Origin of the sequence: Erythrobacter oryzae (assembly GCF_030271515.1) — a bacterium.
Lineage (GTDB): Bacteria > Pseudomonadota > Alphaproteobacteria > Sphingomonadales > Sphingomonadaceae > Erythrobacter > Erythrobacter oryzae.
This window is the reverse complement of sequence record NZ_JASCXI010000004.1, coordinates 1-18,797: the sequence shown is the minus strand read 5'-3', so window position 1 is coordinate 18,797 and position 18,797 is coordinate 1. Positions and strand designations below refer to the sequence as shown.

At 64.2% G+C, this 18,797-nt stretch carries 29 protein-coding genes; all 29 read left to right on the top strand.

Annotated features, from left to right (window positions below; translation table 11 throughout):
* Positions 1–113 precede the first annotated feature (113 nt).
* Positions 114–656, top strand: a complete 543-nt coding sequence (locus PFX90_RS12665) for a MarR family winged helix-turn-helix transcriptional regulator (RefSeq protein ID WP_285712884.1) — start codon at positions 114–116, stop codon at positions 654–656.
* Positions 657–1,004: 348 nt separating this feature from the next.
* Positions 1,005–1,376: a 30S ribosomal protein S12 gene (rpsL, locus tag PFX90_RS12660; RefSeq protein WP_006831873.1), complete on the top strand. Its 372-nt coding sequence runs from the start codon at positions 1,005–1,007 to the stop codon at positions 1,374–1,376.
* A 169-nt stretch (positions 1,377–1,545) separates the two neighbouring features.
* Positions 1,546–2,016 (top strand): 30S ribosomal protein S7, encoded by a 471-nt coding sequence (rpsG, locus tag PFX90_RS12655; RefSeq protein ID WP_069310558.1) that lies wholly within the window; start codon positions 1,546–1,548, stop codon positions 2,014–2,016.
* A 112-nt stretch (positions 2,017–2,128) separates the two neighbouring features.
* Positions 2,129–4,261 (top strand): elongation factor G, encoded by a 2,133-nt coding sequence (gene fusA, locus PFX90_RS12650; protein ID WP_086739463.1) that lies wholly within the window; start codon positions 2,129–2,131, stop codon positions 4,259–4,261.
* A 94-nt stretch (positions 4,262–4,355) separates the two neighbouring features.
* Positions 4,356–5,546, top strand: a complete 1,191-nt coding sequence (gene tuf, locus PFX90_RS12645; RefSeq protein ID WP_017665147.1) for an elongation factor Tu — start codon at positions 4,356–4,358, stop codon at positions 5,544–5,546.
* Between the two features lie 330 nt (positions 5,547–5,876).
* Positions 5,877–6,188 carry a 30S ribosomal protein S10 gene (gene rpsJ, locus PFX90_RS12640; RefSeq protein WP_017665146.1) on the top strand — a complete coding sequence of 104 codons (312 nt, stop codon included), beginning with the start codon at positions 5,877–5,879 and terminating at the stop codon, positions 6,186–6,188.
* Positions 6,189–6,467: 279 nt separating this feature from the next.
* The gene (gene rplC, locus PFX90_RS12635) at positions 6,468–7,235 is read left to right on the top strand and encodes a 50S ribosomal protein L3 (protein ID WP_285712878.1); all 768 of its coding nucleotides are present in this window, start codon (positions 6,468–6,470) and stop codon (positions 7,233–7,235) included.
* Positions 7,236–7,238: 3 nt separating this feature from the next.
* Positions 7,239–7,865, top strand: coding sequence for a 50S ribosomal protein L4 (gene rplD, locus PFX90_RS12630; protein WP_285712876.1), 627 nt, complete (start codon positions 7,239–7,241; stop codon positions 7,863–7,865).
* The gene (locus tag PFX90_RS12625) at positions 7,858–8,166 is read left to right on the top strand and encodes a 50S ribosomal protein L23 (protein WP_285712875.1); all 309 of its coding nucleotides are present in this window, start codon (positions 7,858–7,860) and stop codon (positions 8,164–8,166) included. Before rplD ends, PFX90_RS12625 begins: the two co-directional genes overlap by 8 nt.
* 23 nt (positions 8,167–8,189) lie before the next feature.
* The gene (gene rplB, locus PFX90_RS12620; protein ID WP_285712873.1) at positions 8,190–9,026 is read left to right on the top strand and encodes a 50S ribosomal protein L2; all 837 of its coding nucleotides are present in this window, start codon (positions 8,190–8,192) and stop codon (positions 9,024–9,026) included.
* Between the two features lie 6 nt (positions 9,027–9,032).
* Entirely contained in the window at positions 9,033–9,308 is a 276-nt protein-coding gene (gene rpsS, locus PFX90_RS12615) for a 30S ribosomal protein S19 (RefSeq protein ID WP_068862137.1), read from the top strand.
* Positions 9,308–9,685, top strand: coding sequence for a 50S ribosomal protein L22 (gene rplV / locus PFX90_RS12610; RefSeq protein ID WP_017665140.1), 378 nt, complete (start codon positions 9,308–9,310; stop codon positions 9,683–9,685). Before rpsS ends, rplV begins: the two co-directional genes overlap by 1 nt.
* A 1-nt stretch (position 9,686) precedes the next feature.
* Entirely contained in the window at positions 9,687–10,382 is a 696-nt protein-coding gene (gene rpsC / locus PFX90_RS12605) for a 30S ribosomal protein S3 (protein ID WP_017665139.1), read from the top strand.
* A gap of 11 nt (positions 10,383–10,393) precedes the next feature.
* Positions 10,394–10,828, top strand: coding sequence for a 50S ribosomal protein L16 (gene rplP, locus PFX90_RS12600; protein WP_017665138.1), 435 nt, complete (start codon positions 10,394–10,396; stop codon positions 10,826–10,828).
* A complete protein-coding gene (gene rpmC / locus PFX90_RS12595) occupies positions 10,828–11,040 on the top strand; it encodes a 50S ribosomal protein L29 (protein ID WP_285712872.1) in 213 nt (70 codons plus the stop codon). The genes rplP and rpmC overlap by 1 nt, the downstream gene beginning before the upstream one ends.
* An 11-nt stretch (positions 11,041–11,051) precedes the next feature.
* On the top strand, positions 11,052–11,342 hold the full coding sequence (gene rpsQ, locus PFX90_RS12590) for a 30S ribosomal protein S17 (protein WP_066529809.1): 291 nt from the start codon (positions 11,052–11,054) through the stop codon (positions 11,340–11,342).
* Positions 11,343–11,418: 76 nt separating this feature from the next.
* Positions 11,419–11,787 (top strand): 50S ribosomal protein L14, encoded by a 369-nt coding sequence (gene rplN / locus PFX90_RS12585; protein WP_066529816.1) that lies wholly within the window; start codon positions 11,419–11,421, stop codon positions 11,785–11,787.
* The gene (rplX, locus tag PFX90_RS12580) at positions 11,787–12,107 is read left to right on the top strand and encodes a 50S ribosomal protein L24 (RefSeq protein WP_285712871.1); all 321 of its coding nucleotides are present in this window, start codon (positions 11,787–11,789) and stop codon (positions 12,105–12,107) included. Before rplN ends, rplX begins: the two co-directional genes overlap by 1 nt.
* The gene (gene rplE, locus PFX90_RS12575; protein ID WP_267619824.1) at positions 12,100–12,681 is read left to right on the top strand and encodes a 50S ribosomal protein L5; all 582 of its coding nucleotides are present in this window, start codon (positions 12,100–12,102) and stop codon (positions 12,679–12,681) included. The genes rplX and rplE overlap by 8 nt, the downstream gene beginning before the upstream one ends.
* A gap of 42 nt (positions 12,682–12,723) precedes the next feature.
* Entirely contained in the window at positions 12,724–13,029 is a 306-nt protein-coding gene (gene rpsN, locus PFX90_RS12570; protein ID WP_017665132.1) for a 30S ribosomal protein S14, read from the top strand.
* Positions 13,030–13,039: 10 nt separating this feature from the next.
* On the top strand, positions 13,040–13,435 hold the full coding sequence (rpsH, locus tag PFX90_RS12565; protein ID WP_066529821.1) for a 30S ribosomal protein S8: 396 nt from the start codon (positions 13,040–13,042) through the stop codon (positions 13,433–13,435).
* The gene (gene rplF, locus PFX90_RS12560; RefSeq protein ID WP_285712867.1) at positions 13,435–13,968 is read left to right on the top strand and encodes a 50S ribosomal protein L6; all 534 of its coding nucleotides are present in this window, start codon (positions 13,435–13,437) and stop codon (positions 13,966–13,968) included. The genes rpsH and rplF overlap by 1 nt, the downstream gene beginning before the upstream one ends.
* A 1-nt stretch (position 13,969) precedes the next feature.
* Positions 13,970–14,314: a 50S ribosomal protein L18 gene (rplR, locus tag PFX90_RS12555; RefSeq protein ID WP_285712866.1), complete on the top strand. Its 345-nt coding sequence runs from the start codon at positions 13,970–13,972 to the stop codon at positions 14,312–14,314.
* Between the two features lie 2 nt (positions 14,315–14,316).
* Positions 14,317–15,024: a 30S ribosomal protein S5 gene (gene rpsE, locus PFX90_RS12550; RefSeq protein WP_285712865.1), complete on the top strand. Its 708-nt coding sequence runs from the start codon at positions 14,317–14,319 to the stop codon at positions 15,022–15,024.
* A 6-nt stretch (positions 15,025–15,030) separates the two neighbouring features.
* On the top strand, positions 15,031–15,207 hold the full coding sequence (gene rpmD / locus PFX90_RS12545; RefSeq protein ID WP_017665127.1) for a 50S ribosomal protein L30: 177 nt from the start codon (positions 15,031–15,033) through the stop codon (positions 15,205–15,207).
* A 75-nt stretch (positions 15,208–15,282) separates the two neighbouring features.
* Positions 15,283–15,807 (top strand): 50S ribosomal protein L15, encoded by a 525-nt coding sequence (gene rplO, locus PFX90_RS12540; RefSeq protein ID WP_267619868.1) that lies wholly within the window; start codon positions 15,283–15,285, stop codon positions 15,805–15,807.
* Positions 15,808–15,946: 139 nt separating this feature from the next.
* Positions 15,947–17,293, top strand: coding sequence for a preprotein translocase subunit SecY (gene secY / locus PFX90_RS12535; RefSeq protein ID WP_285712863.1), 1,347 nt, complete (start codon positions 15,947–15,949; stop codon positions 17,291–17,293).
* 103 nt (positions 17,294–17,396) lie between these two features.
* Positions 17,397–18,044, top strand: a complete 648-nt coding sequence (locus PFX90_RS12530) for an adenylate kinase (RefSeq protein ID WP_285712861.1) — start codon at positions 17,397–17,399, stop codon at positions 18,042–18,044.
* Between the two features lie 85 nt (positions 18,045–18,129).
* The coding region (locus tag PFX90_RS12525) for an SRPBCC family protein (RefSeq protein WP_285712859.1) at positions 18,130–18,797 on the top strand (668 nt) is incomplete at its 3' end.

Sequence of the window (18,797 nt, the reverse complement as noted above, 5' to 3'; positions counted from 1 at the left end):
TCTTTACCTTCTCGACGCCGACCCTCTGCTTTTCAAGGGTATTTATCCTGACATAAGTTTGTAGTCGATGTAGGTGACAGGTATCTAACCGGTTAACGTCCTATCGTAGGATCATGAAAGACGACCTCCACAGCCTCGCGGCGAGACTCGAACATCTCAGCGCAACACTCGATCGGCTCGGCATCAAGGCGGGCTGCGACGTCGGGCTCGATGTGCCGCCCGTGGGGGCAAACGACGGTCCCGGGGTTGAGCCCTTTGCCGCGGCTCCCAAGCCGGCTCCGGGGCAGACCGTCGGAGTGGCGTTCGTGGAGGCGGTCATGCGCAGTCGCCAAAGGCGCTCGTCGTTCCTTGAGGGCGATCTCCTGTTCGACCCGGCCTGGGCAATGCTGCTCGACATCTATTGCGCCACGCTGCGGGGGAAGCGGCTGGCGGTGACGGCCGTACTGATCGGGAGCGGCGTTCCCGACACCACCGCGCTGCGATACCTGAAGGTGCTCGAAGAGCGCGGCCACGTCGTCCGTGTTCCCGACGAGACCGACAGGCGCCGCAGCTTCGTGAAAATAGCCCAGCCGACCTTCGAGGGCATGACGGCCTATTTTGCCGCGCTGGAGTCGGACACGATCGCGATCCTGCCACCGAAGATGGCGCTTTCCTGAGCGGGCAAGCTGCACCCAGGCCATCCCGCCCTTGACCCCCCGCCCAAACCCGCCTAAGGGCCCCCATCCTTCCGGGGGTCTCCCTCGGAAAGCGAGCTGAACATTGGCGGTGCGTCTCTCACAAAAGGGGCAGCCGTCAAAGTAACCCGGTGGCCGAAGGGCCTGACCATGTGGGTGGAGCGTTTCGGCTTGAACGTCATGCCGGCTTCGGCCGGTTCTTTCCCGCTGGCGATGCGCTGGCGGCGAGCGGTCCCGGATCAAGTCCGGGATGACGGTTCAGGGCAATCCTCTCTCCCCGACATCGTCCGGCACCCGTGCTCACCATCAACCTGGTGAAGTGAGAACTTAATGCCGACGATCAACCAGCTGGTCCGCAAGGGCCGCGTTCCGCAGAAGGCCAAGAGCAAGGTCCCTGCGATGGAGCAGAACCCGCAGAAGCGCGGTGTCTGCACCCGCGTCTACACGACGACCCCGAAGAAGCCGAACTCGGCGCTGCGCAAGGTGGCCAAGGTCCGCCTGACCAACCAGCGCGAGGTCATCTCCTACATCCCGGGCGAAGGCCACAACCTGCAGGAGCACTCCGTGGTGCTGATCCGCGGCGGGCGTGTGCGCGACCTTCCGGGCGTGCGCTATCACGTCCTTCGCGGCGTGCTCGACACGCAGGGCGTGAAGGACCGCAAGCAGTCGCGCTCGAAGTACGGCGCCAAGCGTCCGAAGTGACCCGGTAGCCTTCGGCACCGGGTCATCCTGAACTTGTTTCAGGATCCATGGAGCCGCCGGCGCAGGTCTATCCGATTACAGGGCTGAGCCCGTCTCCCGATGGATCCTGAAACAAGTTCAGGATGACGGAAGGGGAGGGTGGGGCCCGCACTCCGAAGGAGTTCAAAACATGTCACGTCGTCGTCGTCCCGAAAAGCGGGTCATCCTGCCCGATCCCCAGTACGGGGATCAGATCCTGTCGAAGTTCATGAACAACCTCATGCTCGACGGTAAGAAGGCTGTTGCCGAGAAGATCGTCTATGGCGCGCTCGCCACGGTCGAAGCCAAGGCGAAGGCCGATCCCATCCAGCTGTTCCACGATGCGCTGAACAACGTGAAGCCGCAGGTCGAGGTGCGCAGCCGCCGCGTCGGTGGTGCGACCTATCAGGTGCCGGTGGAGGTGCGTCCCGAGCGTGCCCAGGCGCTTGCGATCCGCTGGCTGATCACCGCCGCGCGCGGTCGCCCGGAAACCACGATGGCCGCGCGTTTGTCGGGCGAGCTGCTCGATGCGGCGAACAACCGCGGCAACGCGGTGAAGAAGCGCGAGGACACGCACCGCATGGCGGACGCGAACCGCGCCTTCTCGCACTATCGCTGGTAACTCGCTCGGATTGTGGGCAGCCGGGGGCGCAAGGTCTTCCGGCTGTCACAATTCTCCCTATATGGGGGCCTGACCGCGACCCGGCGGCCCCTCTCAATCCAAGGAACCTGATATGGCCCGCGAGTATCCGCTGGAGCGCTATCGCAACATCGGCATCATGGCGCACATCGATGCCGGCAAGACCACCACGACCGAGCGTATTCTCTACTACACCGGCAAGTCCTACAAGATCGGCGAAGTGCACGATGGTGCCGCGACGATGGACTGGATGGAGCAGGAGCAGGAGCGCGGGATCACGATCACCTCGGCCGCGACCACGACCTTCTGGACCGCCGAGGACAGCTCGATGGATCCGATGAGCGATCCCGACGCGCTGCGTGAAGGCCAGCCCAAGCACCGCATCAACATCATCGACACCCCCGGCCACGTCGACTTCACCATCGAAGTCGAACGCTCGCTGCGCGTGCTCGACGGTGCCGTTGCCGTGTTCGACGGCGTGGCCGGCGTGGAGCCGCAGTCGGAAACCGTGTGGCGTCAGGCCGACAAGTACGGCGTGCCGCGGATGTGCTTCATCAATAAGTTGGACCGCACCGGCGCCGATTTCTACTACTGCGTCCAGTCGATCATCGATCGTCTGGGTGCCAAGCCGCTCGTCCTCTATCTCCCGATCGGGGCCGAGAGCCAGCTTCAGGGCGTGGTCGACCTCGTCAACAACCGCGGCATCGTCTGGAAGGACGAGAGCCTCGGTGCGAAGTACGAGTTCATCGAGATCCCCGCTGACCTCGCCGACAAGGCTGCCGAATACCGCGAGCGCCTGATCGAGCTCGTCGTCGAACAGGACGACGAGATCATGGAAGCCTATCTCGAAGGCAACGAGCCCGATGTCCCGACGATCAAGAAGCTGATCCGTCAGGGCACCATCGCGCGCGCCTTCGTGCCGGTGACCTGCGGCTCGGCGTTCAAGAACAAGGGTGTGCAGCCCCTGCTCGACGCCGTGGTCGACTACATGCCCTCGCCGCTCGACATTCCGCCGATCAAGGGCGTGCTGCCCGACAGCGATCAGGAGGACGAGCGTCCTTCGAGCGACGATGCGCCTTTCGCCGCGCTCGCGTTCAAGATCATGAACGACCCCTTCGTCGGCTCTCTGACCTTCACCCGCATCTATTCGGGCAAGCTCACCAAGGGCCAGGTCCTGAACTCGGTGAAGGACAAGAAGGAAAAGATCGGCCGCATGCTGCTGATGCACTCGAACAACCGCGAGGACATCGATGAGGCGTTTGCGGGCGACATCGTCGCGCTGGCCGGCATGAAGGACACGACCACGGGCGATACCCTGTGCGACGCGTCCAAGCCGATCATCCTCGAGCGCATGGAATTCCCCGAGCCCGTGATCGAGCTTTCTGTGGAACCCAAGACCAAGGCCGACCAGGAAAAGATGGGCATCGCGCTCAATCGTCTGGCGCAGGAAGACCCCTCGTTCCGCGTGTCGACCGACCACGAAAGCGGTCAGACGATCATCAAGGGCATGGGCGAACTCCACCTCGACATCATCGTCGATCGCATGCGCCGCGAATTCAAGGTCGAAGCCAACGTCGGCGCGCCGCAGGTGGCTTACCGCGAATACCTCGCCCGCGAAGTCGAAGTCGATTACACCCACAAGAAGCAGTCGGGCGGCTCGGGCCAGTTCGGCCGCGTGAAGGTCACGGTCACCCCGGGTGAGCGCGGCCAGGGCGTGATCTTCGAGGACCAGATCAAGGGCGGGAACATTCCGCGCGAATACATCCCGGCGATCGAAAAGGGCTTCCGCGAGCAGGCCGAGAGCGGCCACCTCGTGGGCTTCCCGATCATCGACTTCTCGATCAAGCTGACCGATGGTGCCTACCACGACGTCGACTCGAGCGCGATCGCGTTCGAAATCGCCGCCCGCGGTGCCATGCGCGAAGTTGCTCAGAAGTCGGGCATCAAGCTGCTCGAGCCGATCATGAAGGTTGAAGTCGTCACCCCCGATGACTACCTCGGCGACGTCATCGGCGACCTCAACAGCCGCCGCGGCCAGATCCAGGGCACCGACACGCGCGGCAATGCCCAGGCCGTCGAAGCCTTCGTGCCGCTCGCCAACATGTTCGGCTACGTCAATGAACTGCGTTCGTTCACGCAAGGGCGTGCGCAGTACACCATGCAGTTCTCGCACTATGACGAGGTTCCGGCCAACGTCGCAGCCGAGGTCAAGGAGAAACTTGCCTAAGCTGCCTCGGCAGTCTAGGGGCGGCGCCTGATTCTGCGGGTGCCGCCAGTTTCCCGCGAACACAGATTTTCATCCAAGAAGGTACACCAGAGAAATGGCCAAGGAAAAGTTCCAGCGGAATAAGCCGCACTGCAACATCGGCACCATCGGTCACGTCGACCATGGCAAGACCACCCTGACCGCGGCGATCACCAAGGTGATGGCTGAAACCTACGGCGGCAGCGCCGTGGACTTCGCCAACATCGACAAGGCCCCGGAAGAGCGTGAGCGCGGCATCACCATCTCGACCGCGCACGTCGAGTACGAATCGGCTGCCCGTCACTACGCGCACGTCGACTGCCCGGGTCACGCTGACTACGTGAAGAACATGATCACCGGTGCCGCCCAGATGGACGGCGCGATCCTGGTCGTGAACGCCGCCGACGGCCCGATGCCCCAGACCCGCGAGCACATCCTGCTCGCCCGTCAGGTCGGCGTGCCGGCGCTGGTCGTCTACATGAACAAGGTCGACCAGGTTGACGACGAGGAAATCCTCGAGCTCGTCGAACTCGAAGTGCGCGAACTGCTGAGCTCGTACGACTTCGACGGCGACAACATTCCGATCGTCAAGGGTTCGGCTCTGGCCGCTCTCGAAGGCCGCGATGACAACATCGGCAAGGACTCGGTCATTGCCCTGATCGAAGCCGTCGACAGCTACATCCCGCAGCCCGACCGTCCGGTCGACAAGAGCTTCCTGATGCCGATCGAAGACGTGTTCTCGATCTCGGGTCGCGGCACCGTGGTGACCGGCCGTATCGAAACCGGCATCGTGAACGTCGGCGACGAAGTCGAAATCGTCGGCATCAAGGACACCCGCAAGACCACCGTCACCGGCGTGGAAATGTTCCGCAAGCTGCTCGATCGCGGTGAAGCTGGCGACAACGTCGGCGCCCTGATCCGCGGCGTGGCCCGTGAAGAAGTCGAGCGCGGCCAGGTTCTCGCCAAGCCGGGCACCGTGACCCCGCACACCGAGTTCTCGGCCGAGGTCTACGTGCTGTCGAAGGACGAAGGTGGCCGTCACACGCCGTTCTTCGCCAACTACCGCCCGCAGTTCTACTTCCGCACCACCGACGTGACCGGCGAAGTGATCCTTCCCGAAGGCACCGAAATGGTGATGCCGGGCGACAACGTGACCATCGGCGTCAAGCTGATCGCGCCGATCGCCATGGACGAAGGTCTGCGCTTCGCGATCCGCGAAGGCGGCCGCACCGTGGGTTCGGGCGTCGTCGCCAAGATCACCAAGTAAGGTCGCCGCTGCTCGAGGCAGCTGATTGAACGCAAAAACGGCCCGGTAGCTCGATGAGCTGCCGGGCCTTTTTGTGTGAGGGCAGGGCGCCTTTCCGGCATGAAAACATGGTCGTTTCACGGTCATGTAATTTTCGGTCGGAGAGCCCTTGCCAGAATCCAACTCGCCCCGTATAGGCGCGCATCCCTGACGGAGATTCGTCTCCCGACGGCACGAGTTTTGAGGAAGGCCGCCCGCTCACGGGAAACCGAAGCAAGCGGGGCGGTCTTTGTTTTTGGGAAATGCCGGGCAACCGGCGGCTCCTTGGCTCTTTCGCATCGGTAGTAGGACATGGAAGCTCAGAATATCCGTATTCGCCTCAAGGCGTTCGACCACCGCGTTCTCGACCAGGCCACTGGTGAGATCGCAGATACGGCCCGCCGCACTGGCGCACTTATTCGTGGCCCCATTCCCCTGCCGACGCGTATCGAGAAGTTCACCGTGAACCGCGGCCCGCACGTCGACAAGAAGTCGCGCGAGCAGTTCGAGGTGCGCACCTACAAGCGGCTGCTCGACATCGTGCAGCCCAACGCCCAGACCGTCGATGCTCTGATGAAGCTCGATCTGGCTGCCGGCGTGAACGTCGAGATCAAGCTGGCCTAAGAGTCAGCCGAAATGCCCCTCGCTTCGGCAAGGGGCCTCTATCGTTGGAGTTCCAGAAGCTCCGCCTGACGATAGGGTGGATACCGCCGGAGAAACTCTCCGGGCTGCGTCCCCCGTCTCGCTTCCAGCGGCCACCCGGCCAGCGGAGGCACTCAGCCCGGACGGGGCGATGCATGACATATCGGGCTGAACGGGGCCGCGATGCCATTTCGGTATCGCGGTCTCACACGCACCTGGCGGATGGTCTGTCAGGTGCCTCTGTTGAGGAGTGAACTGACGATGCGCACCGGCGTTATCGCAAAGAAAGTCGGGATGACCCGCCTCTTCCAGGAGGACGGACGGCACGTGCCCGTGACCGTTCTGTCGCTGGAGGAATGCCAGGTGGTCTCGCACCGCACCGAAGACCGCGATGGCTACTTCGCCGTCCAGCTCGGCGCGGGCGAAGCCAAGCACAAGAACGTTGCCAAGCCGCAGCGTGAACAATTCGCCAAGGCCGATGTCGGCCTCAAGAAGCAGGTCGCCGAATTCCGTGTCGACAGCGCCGATGCGCTCGTCCCGGTCGGCGCCACCATCTCGGCCGAGCACTTCGTGGCTGGCCAGATGGTCGACATCACCGGCCACACGCAGGGCAAGGGCTTTGCGGGCGCCATGAAGCGCTGGGGCTTCGGCGGTATGCGCGCCACCCACGGCGTCTCGATCTCGCACCGTGCCCATGGTTCGACCGGTAACCGTCAGGATCCGGGCCGCGTGTTCAAGGGCAAGAAGATGGCCGGCCACATGGGCGACCGTCAGCGCACCCAGCAGAACCTCGAAATCGTCCGCACCGACGCCGAGCGCGGCCTTCTCTTCGTCAAGGGCTCGGTCCCGGGCGCGAAGAACGGCTGGCTGCTCGTTCGCGACGCGGTGAAGCTCAAGGCTCCGGCTGACCTGCCGTTCCCGGGCGCGATCCTTGACAAGAACAAGGCTCCCGTCGCCGACGAGACCCCCGTGGCTGTCGAGGCTGTCGAAATCGACACCGCGGCCACCGAAGAAAACAAGGAAGGCTGAGCCATGAAGATCAAGGTTCAGAACATCGCAGGCGGCAAGGCTTCGGGTGAAGTCGAGCTGTCGGATGACGTGTTCGGCATCGAGCCGCGCGCCGACATCCTGCACCGCGTGGTGACTTGGCAGCTCGAGAACCGCCGCGGCACCGCCCGCCCGACGCGCGAGCGTTCGGACGTGGCCCGCACCGGCAAGAAGTTCGGCAAGCAGAAGGGCGGCGGCACCGCCCGTCACGGCGACCGCGCAGCCCCGATCTTCATCGGCGGCGGTAAGGCTCACGGTGCGCGCAAGCGTGACTTCGAGCAGTCGCTCAACAAGAAGGTCCGTGCGCTGGGTCTCAAGATGGCGCTCTCGACCAAGGCGAAGGCCGGTTTGATCGTCGTCGACAGTCTCGAGCTGGCCGATGCCAAGACCAAGGCGCTCAAGGGCCACCTCACCAAGGCCGGTCTCACCGGCAAGGTGCTGGTGATCGACGGCGAGCAGGTCGACGCGGGCTTCAAGAAGGCCGCCGGCAACCTCCCGGGCGTGAACGTGCTCCCGGCGATCGGTGCCAATGTCTACGACATCCTCAACCACGACACGCTGGTGCTGACCAAGGCCGCGGTCGAAAAGCTGGAGGCGCGTTTCAATGGCTAAGAAGGGCACCGTCGACGCGCGTCACTACGATGTGATCATCGCGCCGCACATCACCGAAAAGTCGACCCTCGCGTCCGAAGCGAACGCCGTGGTCTTCAAGGTCGCCGGCAACGCGACCAAGCCGCAGATCAAGGAAGCGATCGAGGCGATCTACGACAAGAAGGTCGTCGCCGTGAACACCCTGATCCAGAAGGGCAAGACCAAGCGCTGGAAGGGCAAGGCCTATCAGCGCTCCGACGTGAAGAAGGCCATTGTCACCCTCGCCGAGGGTGAAATGATCGACATCACCAGCGGTATCTGAGGCCAAGGGACAGGAAACGAACAATGGCACTCAAGAACTACAAGCCGACCAGTCCCGCCCGCCGCGGTCTGATCCTGGTCGACAAGTCGGCGCTCTACAAGGGCAAGCCGGTCAAGGCGCTGACCGAAGGCAAGCGCAAGACCGGTGGCCGCAACAACAAGGGCCACGTCACCTCGCGCGGGATCGCCGGGGGCCACAAGCAGAAGTACCGCTTCATCGACTTCAAGCGTCGCAAGTGGGACATGCCGGCCACCGTCGAGCGTCTGGAATATGACCCCAACCGCACGGCCTTCATCGCGCTGGTGAAGTACGAAGACGGCGAACAGGCCTACATCATCGCTCCGCAGCGTCTGGCTGTCGGCGACACGGTGGTGGCGGGCGAGAAGACCGACACCAAGCCGGGCAACGCGATGCTGCTGGGTCAGATGCCGGTCGGCACGATCTGCCACAACGTCGAGATGAAGCCGGGCAAGGGCGGCCAGATCGCCCGTTCGGCCGGGACCTATGTCCAGGTCGTCGGCCGTGACCGCGCTTTCGTGATCGTCCGCCTCAACTCGGGCGAGCAGCGTTACCTGCGCGCCGATTGCATGGGCACGGTGGGTGCGGTGTCGAACCCCGACAACGCCAACCAGAACTTTGCCAAGGCCGGTCGTGGCCGCTGGATGGGCAAGCGTCCGCTGACCCGCGGCGTTGCGAAGAACCCGGTCGACCACCCGCACGGTGGTGGTGAAGGCCGGACCTCGGGCGGTCGCCACCCGGTGACCCCGTGGGGCAAGCCGACCAAGGGTGCCCGCACGCGCCACAACAAGCAGACGGACAAGATGATCATCCGTTCGCGTCACGCGAAGAAGAAGAGGTAAGAGACGATGGCACGTTCCGTCTGGAAAGGTCCGTTTGTCGAGCTGAGCCTGCTGAAGAAGGCAGAGGAAGCGCAGGAGACCACGAACGCCAAGCCGATCAAGACCTGGTCGCGGCGTTCGACGATCCTGCCGCAGTTCGTCGGGCTCACCTTCAACGTCTACAACGGGCACAAGTTCATTCCCGTTTCGGTTTCGGAAGAAATGGTCGGCCACAAGCTCGGTGAATTTGCGCCCACGCGCACCTTCCCCGGCCACGCCGCCGACAAGAAGGGCAAGCGCTAATGGGCAAGGCTAAGGCACCCCGCCGCGTGGGCGATAACGAGGCGCTGGCCGTCGGCACCACGATCCGTGGTTCGGCGCAGAAGCTCAACCTCGTTGCGGCCCTGATCCGCGGCAAGAAGGCCGAAGAGGCGATGAACATCCTCGCCTTTTCGAAGCGGGCGATGGCGCGCGATGCGAGCAAGGTGCTCGCCTCGGCGATCGCCAACGCGGAAAACAACCACAACCTCGACGTCGACGCGCTGGTCGTCGCTGAGGCGAGCGTCGGCAAGTCGGTGACGATGAAGCGCTTCCACACCCGTGGCCGCGGCAAGTCGACCCGGATCCTCAAGCCGTTCTCGCGTCTGCGGATCGTCGTTCGCGAAGCAGAGGAGGCCTGAGATGGGTCAGAAGAGCAATCCGATCGGTCTGCGCCTGCAGATCAACCGCACCTGGGACAGCCGCTGGTACGCCGAAGGGCGTGACTATGCGGGCCTGCTCAAGGAAGACATCGCGATCCGCAAGTACATCATGAAGAACCTGCCCCAGGCGGCGGTTTCGAAGGTGGTGATCGAGCGTCCGGCCAAGCTGTGCCGCGTGTCGATCTATGCAGCGCGTCCGGGTGTCATCATCGGCAAGAAGGGCGCGGACATCGAAAAGCTGCGCTCGAAGCTGGCGACCATGACCGCGAGCGACGTGAAGCTGAACATCGTCGAGATCCGCAAGCCGGAAATCGACGCCAAGCTCGTCGCGCAGGGCATTGCCGACCAGCTGGTGCGCCGCGTGGCGTTCCGCCGGGCGATGAAGCGCGCGGTGCAGTCGGCGCTGCGTCTGGGTGCCGAAGGCATCAAGATCGTGTGCGGTGGCCGTCTCGGCGGGGCGGAAATCGCCCGCGTCGAATGGTACCGCGAAGGCCGCGTGCCGCTTCACACCCTGCGTGCGAACATTGATTACGCCGAGACCGAGGCGCTCACCGCCTACGGGATCATCGGGATCAAGGTGTGGATCTTCAAGGGCGAGATCCTCGCCCATGATCCGACCGCGCAGGACCGCCTGATGATGGAAGCCCAGACTTCCGGCGTCCGCCCGGCTCGTTGAGGTAACAGACCATGTTGCAACCGAAAAAGACCAAGTTCCGCAAGCAGTTCAAGGGCCGGATCAAGGGCGATGCCAAGGGCGGCACCACCCTGAACTTCGGGTCCTACGGGCTGAAGGCTCTGGAACCCGAGCGCGTCACCGCGCGCCAGATCGAAGCTGCGCGTCGTGCGATCACGCGTCACATCAAGCGTCAGGGTCGTCTCTGGATCCGCGTGTTCCCCGATGTGCCCGTGTCGAAGAAGCCTGCCGAAGTCCGTCAGGGTAAGGGCAAGGGTTCGGTCGAATACTGGGCGGCCAAGGTGAAGCCGGGCCGTATCCTGTTCGAACTCGACGGCGTGGCCGGCCCGCTGGCCGCCGAAGCCTTCGAGCGTGCAGCGATGAAGCTGCCGATCAAGACCAAGGTTGTCGCCCGTCTCGGCGACACCAGCCACCTGGGAGGCGAATAATGGCCGATATCGCGGACCTTCGCACCAAGACCGATGACCAGCTGACCGCCGAGCTCACCGAGCTCAAGCGCGAGCAGTACAATCTGCGGTTCCAGGCTGCGACCAACCAGCTCGAGGCTCCCTCGCGCATCCGTCAGGTGCGCCGGACCATCGCGCAGATCAAGACGCTGCAGAGCGAGCGCGCGGCCAAGGCCGCCGCCGTGAAGGCGTAAGGAGAAAGCACATGCCCAAGCGCATCCTCGTCGGGACTGTGACCTCCGACAAGACCGACAAGACCGTGACCGTGCTGGTCGAACGCAAGGTGAAGCACCCGCTCTACGGGAAGATCATCCGTCGTTCGAAGAAGTATCACGCGCACGACGAGCAGAACGAATACACCGTGGGTGACGTGGTGCGGATCGAAGAGACCCGCCCGATGTCCAAGACCAAGACCTGGATCGTCAAGGACCGGGTCGTGGCGGGCGGCGTGCAGGCGGTGGAAGCCGACCTCGACGTCGCGGCTGCGGGCAACTGAATTAGGCGTAATCGGAACTGTCAGGCCCCGGTCGGATCGGGCGTCCTGATAAGCCAGTGAGAAGGAAGACGGATCAATGATCCAGATGCAATCCAATCTCGACGTCGCGGACAACAGCGGCGCCAAGCGCGTCCAGTGCATCAAGGTGCTGGGTGGCTCGAAGCGTCGTACCGCGGGCGTCGGCGATGTGATCGTCGTCTCCATCAAGGAGGCGCAGCCGCGCACCAAGGTCAAGAAGGGCGACGTTCACCGCGCCGTGATCGTGCGCACCCGCAAGGACGTGCGTCGTCCGGATGGCACCGTCATCCGCTTCGACACCAACGCCGCGGTGCTCGTGAACAAGAACGAGGAGCCGATCGGCACCCGTATCTTTGGCCCCGTGGTGCGCGAACTGCGTTCGAAGGGCTTCATGAAGATCATCTCGCTCGCGCCGGAGGTGCTGTAATGGCTGCCGCGAAGATCAAGAAGGGTGACAGCGTCGTCGTGCTGTCGGGCAAGGACAAGGGCCGCACCGGTACGGTCGCCCAGGTCATGCCCAAGGACGGCAAGGTCGTTGTCGAGGGCGTGAACATCGTCGCCCGTCACCGCAAGCCCAGCCAGGCCAACCCTCAGGGTGGCATCGACCGCTTCGCCGCGCCGATGGCCATTTCCAAGGTTGCTCTCGCTGATCCCAAGACCGGCAAGGCCACCCGCGTCCGTTTCGAAGTGAAGGACGGCAAGAAGGTGCGCGTTGCAGTCAAGAGTGGGGAGACCATCGATGGCTGATTACACCGCCCGGATGAAGGCCAAGTACGATAACGAAATCGTCAAGGCCATGACCGAGAAGTTCGGCTACAAGAACCGCATGGAAGTGCCCAAGCTCGAGAAGATCACGCTCAACATGGGCGTGGGCGAAGCGAGCCAGGACAAGAAGAAGGTTCAGACCGCCGCCGAGGAAATGGCGCTGATCGCCGGCCAGAAGCCGGTCATCACCATCGCCAAGAAGTCGATCGCGCAGTTCAAGCTGCGTGAAGGCATGCCGATCGGCTGCAAGGTGACCCTGCGCCGTGAGCGGATGTACGAATTTCTCGACCGTCTCGTCACTGTCGCCATGCCGCGCATCCGTGACTTCCGCGGGCTGAACGCCAAGTCGTTCGACGGCCGCGGCAACTATGCGATGGGGCTGAAGGAACAGATCGTGTTCCCCGAAATCAGCTACGACAAGATCGAGAAGGTGCGTGGGATGGACATCATCGTCACCACCACTGCCAAGACCGACGAAGAGGCGCGCGAGCTGCTGCGTCTTTTCGGCTTCCCCTTCGCAGGCGAAGCCAAGACCGAACAGAAGGAAGCGGCGTAAGCCGCCTCCCGTTAGTGACACGAAAGCAGAGAGCTTAAGTCCATGGCGAAACTGAGTTCCATCAACAAGAATGAGCGTCGCAAGAAGCTCGTCAAGCAGTACGCTGCGAAGTACGAGAAGCTGAAGGCGATTGCCGACGATGAAAGCCTCGACGAGACCGAGCGCCTCATGGCCCGGCTCAAGATGGCCGAGCTTCCGCGCAACGCGAACCCGACCCGGGTGCGCAACCGTTGCGCCACCACCGGCCGCCCGCGCGGCTATTACCGCAAGTTCGGCATCAACCGCATCGAACTGCGTCAGCTTGGCAACCGGGGCATGATCCCGGGTCTGACCAAGTCGAGCTGGTGAGGACTAGACAATGGCAATGACCGATCCTCTGGGTGACATGCTCACCCGCATCCGCAACGGCCAGCGCGCCAAGAAGGACTCCGTCCTGACTCCGGCGAGCAACCTGCGTGCGAGCGTTCTCGAAGTGCTTCAGCGTGAAGGCTACATCCGTGGCTATTCCGAAGACACCTCGGGCAAGCACAAGGCGCTGCGGATCGAACTGAAGTATTTCGAAGGCGAGCCCGCGATCAAGCACGTGGCGCGCGTTTCGAAGCCGGGCCGCCGGATCTACTCGGGTTCCAAGGAACTCCCGACGATCCGCAATGGCCTCGGCATCACCATCGTCTCGACCCCCAAGGGCGTGCTTTCGGATGCCGAAGCCCGCGCCAACAACGTCGGCGGCGAAGTGCTGGCGGAGGTGTTCTGATGAGCCGCATCGGTAAGAAGCCGGTTGCGATCCCGGGCGGTGTCACCGCCTCGATCGACAACGGCACCCTCACGGTGAAGGGGCCCAAGGGCACCCTGACCCTCGGTCTGTCCGACCTCATCGACTACAAGGTCGAAGAGGACGAGATCTCGGTCAAGCCGGCCAACGACAGCAAGCAGGCCCGCGCGTTCTGGGGCATGCAGCGCACGCTGGTGTCGAACCTGGTGGAAGGCGTCAGCGCCGGCTTCACCAAGACCCTGATCATCAAGGGCGTCGGCTACCGTGCGAATGCTCAGGGCAAGACCCTGAAGCTGCAGCTCGGCTACAGCCACGATGTCGATCTTCCGGTGCCCGAGGGCCTGGAAGTGAAGACCCCGGACCAGACCACGATCGAGATTTCCGGCACCGACAAGCAGGCCGTCGGCCAGTTTGCCGCCGAAATCCGCCGCTGGCGCAAGCCCGAGCCCTACAAGGGCAAGGGGATCGCCTACAAGGGCGAGTTTATCTTCCGCAAGGAAGGGAAGAAGAGATAAGATGGCAAAGCTTTCCCTTTTCGAACGTCGCCGTCGCCGGGTCCGCACTGCGCTTCGTGCGCGTGCCGGTGGCAAGCCCCGTCTGTCGGTGCACCGCACCGGCCGCCACATCTACGCCCAGATCATCGATGATGCGGCCGGCAAGACCGTTGCCGCCGCCTCGACGCTCGGCGCCAAGACGAGCGGTGCCAATGTCGATGCTGCTGCCGAAGTCGGCAAGCAGATCGCCGAGGCCGCCAAGAAGGCGGGCGTGACCACTGTCGTGTTCGATCGCGGCGGGTTCCTGTTCCATGGCCGCGTCAAGGCGCTGGCCGATGCCGCCCGTGAAGGCGGGCTGGAGTTCTGATCATGGCTGACGAAAACACCATCGAAACCCCGGACGTGGCCGGCGACATCGGCGGCGACGCCGGTGAGGCGCAGGGCCGTCGTGGCCGGGGCCGTGGCGGTAACCGCGAAGGCGGTGATCGTGGTCGCGGTCGCGGGGGTCGTGACGACCGTCGCGGCGGCAAGCCCGAGGAAGATGACGGCATCATCGAGAAGCTGGTGCACATCAACCGCGTCTCCAAGACCGTGAAGGGCGGCAAGCGCTTCGGCTTTGCGGCGCTCGTGGTTGTCGGTGACGGCCAGGGCCGCGTCGGCTTCGGCCACGGCAAGGCCCGCGAAGTGCCCGAGGCGATCACCAAGGCGACCGCTTCGGCGCGCAAGAAGATGATCCGCGTTCCGCTCAAGGAAGGCCGCACCCTGCACCATGACGGCAACGGCCGTTTCGGGGCGGGCAAGGTCACGGTCCGCACCGCGCCTCCGGGCACCGGCATCATCGCCGGCGGTCCGATGCGCGCCGTGTTCGAGAGCCTCGGCGTTGCCGACGTGGTGACCAAGTCGGTCGGCACCTCGAACCCCTACAACATGATCCGCGCCACCTTCGACGCGCTCGCTGACCAGACTTCGCCGAAGTCGGTCGCCCAGCGTCGCGGCAAGAAGGTTGCCGACCTCCTGGGTCGCGGCGGGGCCAGCGCAGTCGAGGCGGAAGCCGAAGCTGCGGCGATTGCGGAGTAATCCCGGATGGCTACCATCAAGATCAAGCAGATCGGCTCGCCGATCCGTCGCCCCGCCAGCCAGCGCCAGATCCTTATCGGTCTGGGGCTGAACAAGATGCACAAGATCGTCGAGCGTCAGGACACCCCCGAGGTGCGCGGCGCGATCGCCAAGATCCCGCATCTGGTGCAGGTGATCGACTGAATATCAGGCAGGCCCCGCTAAGTCGGGGCCTCCCTTTCTTATCAAGCGCGACAAAAGCGAAAGCGAGTGCACACCATGAAACTGAATGACATCCGCGACAATGCCGGCGCCCGCAAGGGCCGCATCCGTGTCGGCCGTGGTATCGGCTCGGGCAAGGGCAAGACCTCGGCCCGCGGCCAGAAGGGCCAGAAGGCCCGTTCGGGCGTGGCCATCAAGGGCTTCGAGGGCGGCCAGATGCCGCTCCACATGCGCCTGCCGAAGCGCGGCTTCAACAACCCCTTCGCCAAGGACTATGCCGAAGTGAACATCGGCATGATCCAGAAGTTCATCGACGCCGGCAAGCTCGATGCCAAGGCCACCATCACCGAGGAAGCGCTGCGCGCTGCCGGTCTGGTTCGCGGCGGCAAGGACGGCGTGCGTCTGCTCGGCAAGGGTGAGATCACCGCCAAGGCGACCTTCGCCGTGACCGGCGCCACCAAGGGCGCCATCGCCGCGGTCGAAAAGGCCGGCGGCAGCGTCGAAGTGGCTCCCGCGCCGACCCCGGAGCACGAGAAGAAGCTCGCGCGTCGCGACGCAAACAAGGCCGCCAAGGCCAAGTAATCGACAAAAGGTGGTGCGCGGGGGTTCGACAAGAGCCCCCGCGCTCCCTATTTACGCTCTCGCGCGCCGGACCGGCCCTTTGCGAAGGGCCCCCAAAGCACGGTGCGCCCGGATCAAGAGCTAGGATCGACCCGTTCCCATGGCATCACGCGCCGACAATATCGCGAGCAACCTCAGCCTCGGCAATTTCTCCAAGGCGACCGAGCTCAAGCAGCGTATCTGGTTCACCATCGGTGCGCTGATTGTCTTCCGCTTCCTGAGCTTCGTGCCGCTGCCGGGGATCGACCCGGTCAAGCTCGCCGAGTTCAACAGCCGCGCATCGGGCACGATCCTCGATCTGTTCAACGCTTTCTCGGGCGGCGCGCTCGAGCGCATGAGCCTGATCGCGGTCGGCATCATGCCCTACATCACGGCCTCGATCGTGGTGCAGATGGCCTCGGCGCTGCACCCGGCGCTGTCCGCGCTCAAGAAGGACGGGGCGAGCGGGCGGCAGAAGCTGAACCAGTACACCCGTTATGGCGCGGTGCTGCTGTGCATCATCCAGGGCTATGCGGTTGCCGCGAACGCGGTGGCGCAGGGCTTTGCGGTCGATACCGGCCCGCTGTTCTACGTCTCGACCATCATCAACGTCACCGGCGGGACCATGTTCCTGCTGTGGCTCGGCGAGCAGATCACCAGCCGCGGCATCGGCAACGGCGTCTCGCTGATCATCATGGCGGGCATCGTCGCGGCCTTCCCGAACTTTATCGGCGCGCTGTTCGAAGGCGGCCGGACGGGCGCGATCTCGGAAATCGTCATCATCGGCTTCATCGCCATGGTGGTGTTCCTGATCCTCGGCATCGCCTTCATGGAGCGCGCCCAGCGGCGCCTCACCATCCAGTATCCCAAGCGCGCGACCGAGCGCGGGATGATGCAGGCCGAGCGCTCCTACCTGCCGCTGAAGATCAACACTGCGGGCGTGATCCCGCCGATCTTCGCCAGCTCGCTGCTGCTGCTGCCGCTGACCATCACCCAGCTCGTCGGCAGTTCGATCACGCCCGACAGCGCGGCCTATGGCGTGCTGCAGACGATGAACCAGTATCTCCAGCACGGCCAGCCGCTTTACATGAGCCTCTATGCGCTGGGGATCATCTTCTTCTGCTTCTTCTACACCGCTGTCGTGTTCAACCCGGAAGAGACGGCGGACAACCTCAAGAAGAACGGCGGCTCGATCCCCGGCATCCGCCCGGGCAAGCGCACCGCGGACTATCTCGAATATGTCCTCACCCGCATCACGGTGATCGGCTCGATTTACCTGACGGTGGTCTGCGTGCTGCCCGAAGCGGTGATTTCGCAGACCGGGATTCCGCTGTTCCTCGGCGGCACCTCGCTGCTGATCGTCGTCAACGTGACGGTCGACACCATCAGCCAGATCCAGTCGCACCTGCTCGCGCTGCAATATGGCGATCTCATCAAGAAGGCCAAGCTCAAGGGCCGGATGCGCTGATATCCGACGATAGTCGGCTTGACGCGCCTGCCCGCTTGGTTGAACCCGTAAGTCTGAAAGAACGCGCGCGGCAGCGATCCGCGGCGATATTGGGGGACGGTTCGTGAACATCATTCTTCTTGGCCCTCCCGGCGCCGGCAAGGGAACGCAGAGCGCGGGGCTGGTCGAGCGGCATGGCATGCGCCAGCTCTCCACCGGCGACATGCTGCGCGCCGCGGTCAAGGCCGGCACGCCGGTGGGCCTGCGCGCCAAGGAAGTCATGGAGCGCGGCGAGCTGGTCTCGGATGAAATCGTCTCCGACCTGATCGACGCCGAACTCGCCGCGATGGCGCCCGAGACCGGTGCAATCTTCGATGGCTATCCCCGCACCGCCGCGCAGGCCGATGCGCTCGACGCGATCCTCGCCAAGAACGGCCGCGCGCTCGACAAGGTGATCGAGCTCGAGGTGAACGAGGACGCGCTGGTCGAACGCATCACCGGCCGCTTCTCCTGCGGCAATTGCGGCACGCTCTACCACGACACCGCCAACCCCCCGAAGGTTGCTGGCGTGTGCGACACTTGCGGCAGCACCGAATTCAAGCGCCGTCCGGACGACAACGAGGAAACCGTGCGCACCCGCATGGCCGAATACCGCGCCAAGACCGCGCCGATCCTGCCGGGCTATGAAGCGCGCGGGATCGTCAGCCGGATCGACGGGATGGCGGCGATCGACACGGTTGCAGGCCAGATCGACGCGATCCTCGCATCCTGAGCCGGGCGAGGGCAGGGCGGTGCTTGCAGCGCCCGCGCTTTTGCCGCAGCCTTCCAGGCACGGTTTCGCAAGGGAGGGTCTTGCCATGAAATTTCCGGTGATGGCGGCAGCGCTCGCCGCATTCGCATCGGTTCCGGCCGCCGCCGAGGTGACGCGCGTCACCGATCTCGGCTTCGTCTCGCGCAACGAGGTGGTGGTGAAGGCGAGCCCCAAGGAAGTGTGGCTCGCGCTGATCAACCCGGCGAGCTGGTGGGAATCCTCCCACACCTGGTCGGGCGACGCGAAGAACCTCAGCCTCACCCCGCAAGCGGGCGGGTGTTTCTGCGAGATCATCCCCGAGGTCGACGAGCCCGGGCGTTTCACGCTCCAGGGCAGCGTCGAGCACATGCGTGTGGTCCAGGCCTATCCCGAGGCTGCGCTGCGGATGGTCGGCAGCCTCGGTCCGCTCCAGAGCGAGCCGGTGACCGGCGTGCTGACGATCGTGCTCAGCAAGCACGAGAAGGGCACGCGGATCGTGTGGGAGTATAATGTCGGCGGGTCGATGCGATACGAGATCCCGGTGATCTCCAAGGCGGTCGACGGGGTGATGGCAGCGCAGCTTGCCGGGCTGGCAAAGCCGCTGGGTGTGGTCGCCGTGCCGCCGCCGCCCCCGCCGCCCGCGCCCGCGCCGGAACCGGCGGATGCTCCCGCCGCAGTGGCGCCGCCAGCGGCAGCCAAGCCTGCCGGCACCGCGCCCGCGCAGCCCTCGGCCAA